At 71.9% G+C, this 6,375-nt stretch carries 4 protein-coding genes; 3 read left to right on the forward strand and 1 reads right to left on the reverse strand.

Annotated features, from left to right (window positions below; genetic code table 11):
- Positions 1 to 1,458 (reverse strand): DEAD/DEAH box helicase (locus tag Y09_RS06980; protein ID WP_053917093.1); only part of this gene is annotated, 1,458 nt, incomplete at its 3' end.
- A gap of 69 nt (positions 1,459 to 1,527) precedes the next feature.
- Here Y09_RS06980 and panD point away from each other — a divergent pair.
- The 3 genes from panD (at position 1,528) to leuS (ending at position 6,248) form a co-directional block, all read left to right on the forward strand.
- Positions 1,528 to 1,953 carry an aspartate 1-decarboxylase gene (gene panD / locus Y09_RS06985; RefSeq protein ID WP_053917094.1) on the forward strand — a complete coding sequence of 142 codons (426 nt, stop codon included), beginning with the start codon at positions 1,528 to 1,530 and terminating at the stop codon, positions 1,951 to 1,953.
- Positions 1,954 to 2,112: 159 nt separating this feature from the next.
- The gene (locus Y09_RS06990; protein ID WP_053917095.1) at positions 2,113 to 3,039 is read left to right on the forward strand and encodes an AEC family transporter; all 927 of its coding nucleotides are present in this window, start codon (positions 2,113 to 2,115) and stop codon (positions 3,037 to 3,039) included.
- A gap of 251 nt (positions 3,040 to 3,290) precedes the next feature.
- Complete coding sequence (leuS, locus tag Y09_RS06995) at positions 3,291 to 6,248, forward strand: leucine--tRNA ligase (RefSeq protein ID WP_053917096.1); 2,958 nt, start codon at positions 3,291 to 3,293, stop codon at positions 6,246 to 6,248.
- Positions 6,249 to 6,375: the final 127 nt, after the last annotated feature.

Genomic DNA, 6,375 nt, shown 5'->3' on the forward strand with positions numbered 1-6,375 from the left:
CTTGCCCGCACCGCGCCCGCCGCCGCGAGCACCCTGCGCCCCGCCTCGTCCGGCGCCCGCGCCCTTGCCCCGGCCGGGAGCGCCGCCGCGCCGCGGTCCCCCGCGGCGCTCCTGCGGCGGCTCCTCCTCCCAGGAGGCTCGGCGCTCCTCGTTCGTGCGTCGCGCCTCGGCCTTGCGCTCGTCGGCGCCGCGGGAGCGGGAGAGGTCGAGCTTGCGGGGGGCGCCCTTGTACTTCACGCGGGCGGGGTCCTCGACGGGCTCCCCGGCCGGGGTGCGGCCGCCCAGCTCCTCGAGCACGGGGTGCTCGGCGTCCTCGACGTCCTCCGCCCAGCGCGGCTCGACCTCCGCCTCGCCCAGGATCCGACGAGCCTGCCGGGTCTGATGGGGCAGGGCGAGGGTGACCACGCTGCCGGTGGCGCCGGCGCGGGCGGTGCGGCCGGAGCGGTGGACGTACTCCTTGACGTCGTCCGAGGGGTCCACGTGCACCACCATCGTCACGTCGTCGATGTGGAGGCCGCGGGCGGCGACGTCGGTCGCGACCAGCACGGGGAAGGCGCCCTGGCGGAAGCCGGCCAGCACGTTCGTGCGCAGCCCCTGCTGCTTGTTGCCGTGCAGGGCCGCGGCGCCGATCCCCACCTCGACGAGCTCCTGGGCGACGCGCTCGGCGCCGAGCTGGGTGCGGGTGAACATCAGGGTGCGTCCCTCGCGGGCGCCGAGCTGGGCGGTCACGGCGCGCTTCGCGGCCGGGGCGATCGCCAGGACGGTGTGGTCCATGGTCTTCACCGCCGCGGTGACCGGAGTGGTCTCGTGGCTGATCGGGTCGACGAGGAAGGTGTCGACGATGTCCTCGACCTGCCCGTCGAGCGTCGCGGAGAAGAGCATCTTCTGAGTGCCCATCGGGACGGCGGCGAGGATGTCGCGCACGTCGGGCAGGAACCCGAGGTCGGACATGTGGTCGGCCTCGTCGATCACGGTCGACTCCACCAGGTCCAGCTGCAGCGCGCCGCGCTCGGCGAGGTCGATCAGGCGTCCCGGGGTCGCCACCACGATGCCGACGCCGCGGGCGACGGCGTCGGCCTGCTTCTCGATGTTCATGCCGCCGGAGACCAGCTGGGCGGAGATCCCGACCGCGCGGGCGAAGGGGTGGATCGTGTCGACGACCTGCACCGCGAGCTCGCGGGTGGGCACGAGCACCACGCCGAGCGGCCGACGGCGATGCACCTTGCGGCCGCGGAAGCGGGAGGTCATCGCGAGGGTGAAGGCGAGGGTCTTGCCGGAGCCGGTCTCCGCGCGGGCGAGCACGTCGCGGCCCGCGAGGGCGTCGGGGAGGATCGCGGACTGGATCTCGAAGGCGCGCTCGAGCCCCTGCGAGGCGAGCACGCCGAGCAGCTCGTCGGGCAGCGCCATGTCCTCGAACCGCTCCGAGAGATGGGCGGAGCGGCGGCGAGCCTTGGGCATGGTGATCCTCCTGACGACGACGTGCACTCCCATCATCCAGCATCTCGCACTCATGGGATAATGGGAGCGATGTTGCGCACTCTCATGACCTCGAAGATCCACCGGGCCACGGTCACGCAGGCGGACCTGCACTACGTGGGCTCGGTGACGATCGACCCCGTCCTTACCGAGGCCGCGGGTCTCGTCGAGCACGAGCAGGTCACGATCGTGGACATCGCCAACGGCCACCGCCTGACCACCTACGTGATCGAGGGCGAGCGCGGCAGCGGCGTGATCGGCATCAACGGGGCGGCGGCGCACCTGGTCTCCCCCGGCGACCTCGTGATCATCATGGCCTACGGACAGCTGGACGCGGCCGAGGTCGCCTCCCATCACCCGCGCGTGGTCCACGTCGACGAGGACAATCGCATCGTCGCGATCGGCGAGGACGGCGCGCAGCCCGTCCCCGGCATGCCCGATCAGATCGACGGCCGCACCTCGCACGGCGTCCGCTGAGCCCTCGTCTCCGCGGCGTCCGGCCGCACGGTCCCGGTGGCGGGCACGGGTTCGCGCCCTCCCCGTCGGCCGGTGTCCGACCCGCGAACGCAGGAAGCCCCTTTCCGCCCCGCCCTATAGGATCGGTGCGGTGACCTCCTCCTCGCCCCGTCCTCCCCTGTGAGCGGCGTCCTCGCGGGCTTCTTCATCGTCTGGTCCATGATCGGCGTGGGCTGGGTGGTGGGACGCACCGGCGTGCTCGGCGCCCACGGCCGCTACGTCCTGAACCGCACCACCTTCTTCGTCGCCTCCCCCGCACTGGTCCTGGTGGGGCTGCTCGGTTCCGACGTACGCTCCGTGTTCTCCCTGCCGATGCTGGTGGCCGGGCTGTCCGGGCTCGGCACGGGCGCGCTGCTCATCGCCGGGGTGGCCCTGTTCACGAAGCGGCGCGGCGCGGACCTGGTGGTCACCGCGATCAGCGGCTCCGTCGTCAACGGCGCGAACATGGGCTTCCCGATCGCGCTCTACGTGCTCGGGGACATCTCCCACGCCCTGCCGGTGATCCTCTTCCAGCAGGCGGTCTACACGCCCCTCTATCTCTTCGTCCTGCACCGGGTCACGGAGAAGGACGCCCAGGGTGCGGCCGGGGTGCTGCGCAGCATCGTCGCGAACCCCGTCATCATCGCCTCGGCCATCGGGCTGGTGCTCGTACTGCTCGGGGTGCAGGTCCCGCAGGTGCTGCTCGACCCGGTCCAGTCCCTGGCCGACATGGCGATCCCGGCGATGCTGCTGGCCTACGGACTGTCCCTGCACGGCTCGCGCCCGCTCGCGAAGGACGACGGATATCGCGGGCTGATCGCCGTCGCCTCCGGTGCGAAGCTCCTCGCCATGCCGCTGATCGCGCTCGGGATCGGGCTGCTGCTGGGGATGCGGGGCGCCCATCTGTACGAGGTAGTCGTGATGGCGGCGCTGCCCACCGCGCAGAACGTGTACGTCGCCGCCGCCCGCTACCGCGCCTCGGAGAACCTCGCCCGCGACACGGTGCTCATCACGACGATCGGCACGGTGCTCGTGCTGCTGCTCATCTCCGCGGTGCTCGAGGTCTGATCGGGCCGGGCCCTCCGCTACGGGCGCGCTAGGATGGCCCGGTGACGGAACGGCTGCTGCTTATGCAGCCGCGTCGGACAAGGCCCGCGACCGTGTCGCGCTCCTGAGCGAGCGCCCGGCGACGACGAGGCACCGACGCGGCTCCCCTCGCCTGCGCGAGGGTTTTTTCATGTCACGAGGCCATCACCCCACTGCCTGACCCACTGCCTGGCGGCCCCGGCCGCACTGATCCTTCGGAGGACGATCCACCCATGAGCGAGGCACCCCACCGGTACACGGCCGCGATGGCGGACGAGATCGAGCTGCGCTGGCAGCAGCGCTGGGACGAGGAGCGCACCTTCCACGCCGACAACCCCGTCGGCGAGCTGCGCGGCACCGCCCCCTCGCTCGAGGAGGCGACCGCCGCAGCCACCTCCTCGTCCGAGAAGATGTACATCATGGACATGTTCCCCTACCCCTCGGGGTCGGGGCTGCACGTCGGCCACCCGCTGGGCTACATCGCGACCGACGTCGTCGCGCGCCACCAGCGGATGCTCGGCAAGAACGTGCTGTACACGATGGGCTACGACGCCTTCGGCCTGCCCGCCGAGCAGTACGCCGTCCAGACCGGCACCCATCCGCGCACGACCACCGAGGCGAACGTCGCGAACATGCGCCGCCAGCTGCACCGACTGGGCCTGTCCCATGACGCGCGCCGCTCGCTGGCGACCACGGACCCCGAGTTCGTGAAGTGGACGCAGTGGATCTTCCTGCGCATCTTCGACTCCTGGTACGACCCGGACGCCCCGAACGCCGACGGCGTCACCGGGCGCGCCCGCCCGATCGCCGAGCTGCGCGAGGAGCTGCGCGCCGGCACGATCGATCCCTTCGCCCTCGCGGGCCGCCAGGGCCTGGAGGTCCCCGCCTCCTGGCAGGGCCGCAGCGCCGCCGAGGTCCCCGGCGCCTCCGATGCGGAGATCGCGCAGCTCGCCGACGGCTTCCGCCTGGCCTACATCTCCGAGACCCCCGTGAACTGGTGCCCCGGACTCGGCACGGTGCTGGCCAACGAGGAGGTCACTGCCGAGGGCCGCTCCGAGCGCGGCAACTTCCCCGTCTTCACCCGGCGCCTGCGCCAGTGGAACATGCGCATCACCGCCTACGGCGACCGCCTGATCGACGACCTGGACCGGGTGGATTGGCCCGAGTCGATCCGCTCCATGCAGCGCAACTGGATCGGCCGCAGCCACGGCGCCCAGATCAGCTTCTCCGTCACGGGCCTCGCGGGCCGCGAGGGCGCCGGCTTCGACGTGTTCACCACGCGCGCCGACACCCTGTTCGGCGCGACCTTCTGCGTCCTCTCCCCCGAGCACTCCCTGTTGACGGACGTCTCCGCCCTGCCGGAGGCGTGGCCCGAGGGCACGCACGAGGCCTGGACCGGCGGCGCCGCGAGCCCCCGCGCGGCCGTCGCCGCCTACCAGGCGCGCGCCGCCTCGCTGGACGAGGACGAGCGCACCGAGGAGGGCCGCGAGAAGACCGGCGTGTTCACCGGGCTGTTCGCGACCAACCCGATGGACGGCCGGGAGCTGCCCGTGTTCACCGCCGACTACGTGCTGATGGGCTACGGCACCGGCGCGATCATGGCGGTGCCCGCCGAGGACGAGCGCGACTTCGCGTTCGCGGACCGCTTCGAGCTGCCCGTGATCCGCACCGTCCGCCCGCCGGAGGACTTCACCGGCGGGGCCTGGACCGGCGAGGGCGAGAAGATCAACTCCGCCTCGGCGGACCTGGATCTGAACGGCCTGGACAAGGACGAGGCGAAGGCGCGCGCCACCGCCTACGCCGAGCAGAAGGGCTTCGGCCGGGCCCGCACCACCTACCGTCTGCGGGACTGGCTGTTCTCCCGGCAGCGTTACTGGGGCGAGCCCTTCCCGATCGTCTACGACCCCGCGGATCCCGAGACCCCGATCGCGCTGCCGGAGTCGATGCTGCCGGTGGACCTGCCGGAGGTCGCGGACTTCTCCCCGAAGACCTTCGACCCGATGGACGCCGATACCGAGCCGCAGACCCCGCTCTCGCGCGCCGAGGACTGGGTCGAGGTGGAGCTGGACCTCGGCGAGGGGCCGAAGACCTACCTGCGCGAGACCAACACGATGCCGCAGTGGGCGGGCTCGTCCTGGTACCACCTGCGCTACATCGACCCCACCGAGGACGAGGTCCTGGTGCGGCCCGAGAACGAGAAGTACTGGCTGGGCGCCCGTGAGGAGGGCGGCGTCGGCGGCGTGGACCTCTATGTCGGCGGCGTGGAGCACGCGGTGCTGCACCTGCTGTACGCGCGGTTCTGGCACAAGGTGCTCTTCGACCGCGGCGACGTGAGCAGCCAGGAGCCCTTCCACCGCCTGTTCAACCAGGGCTACATCCAGGCCTACGCCTTCACCGACTCCCGCGGCGTGCACGTGCCCGCCGAGGAGGTCGTCGCCGAGGCCGACGGCACCTTCACCTACCAGGGCGAGCCGGTCACCCAGGAGTACGGGAAGATGGGCAAGTCGCTGAAGAACGCGGTCGCGCCCGACGACATGTACGAGGAGTACGGCGCGGACACCCTGCGCGTGTACGAGATGTCGATGGGGCCGCTGGACCTCTCCCGCCCGTGGGAGACCCGCGCCGTGGTCGGCTCGCAGCGCTTCCTGCAGCGCCTGTGGCGCCTCGTGATCGACGAGGAGACCGGGACGCTGACCGTCTCCGACGAGCCGGCCGACCTGCCCACGAAGCAGGCGGTGCACCGGACGATCGACGGCGTGCGCCGCGACATGGACCGGATGCAGTTCAACACCGCCATCGCGAAGCTCATCGAGCTGGTCAACCACCTCACCAAGCAGCTCACCTCGACCGGCTCCGTGCCGCGCGAGGCCGTGGAGCCGCTGGTGCTGATGGTCTCCCCGCTCGCCCCGCACCTGGCCGAGGAGCTGTGGGTGCGCCTGGGCCGCTCCGGCGGGATCTCCCGCGTGGCGTACCCGGTCGCGGACCCGGAGCTGCTGAAGGCCGAGCAGGTCACCTGCGTCGTCCAGGTCAAGGGCAAGGTCCGTCACCGGATCGAGGTCGACCCGGAGATCTCCGCCGAGGACCTCGAGGCCGCCGTCATGGCCGAGGACCGGGTCAAGGAGCTGCTCGAGGGGCAGACGGTGCGCAAGGTGATCGTCCGCGCCCCGAAGATCGTGAACATCGTGGTCTGAGACCGGGCGACCGACGGCCCCGTTGCTCCCTGGAGCGGCGGGGCCGTCGCATGTCCGGCCGTGGTCGTGGTCGTGGCCGTGGTCGTGTCGGGCTCGGGCTCGGGCTCGGGCTCGGGCTCGGGCTCGG

Source organism: Brachybacterium sp. SW0106-09, from assembly GCF_001293905.1.
In the GTDB taxonomy this organism is placed as follows: domain Bacteria; phylum Actinomycetota; class Actinomycetes; order Actinomycetales; family Dermabacteraceae; genus Brachybacterium; species Brachybacterium conglomeratum.

Excerpts from the sequence above, each read along its gene's own strand:
- leuS (WP_053917096.1), top strand. The coding sequence starts at position 3,291 with ATGAGCGAGGCACCCCACCGGTACACGGCCGCGATGGCGGACGAGATC.
- panD (WP_053917094.1), top strand. The coding sequence starts at position 1,528 with ATGTTGCGCACTCTCATGACCTCGAAGATCCACCGGGCCACGGTCACG.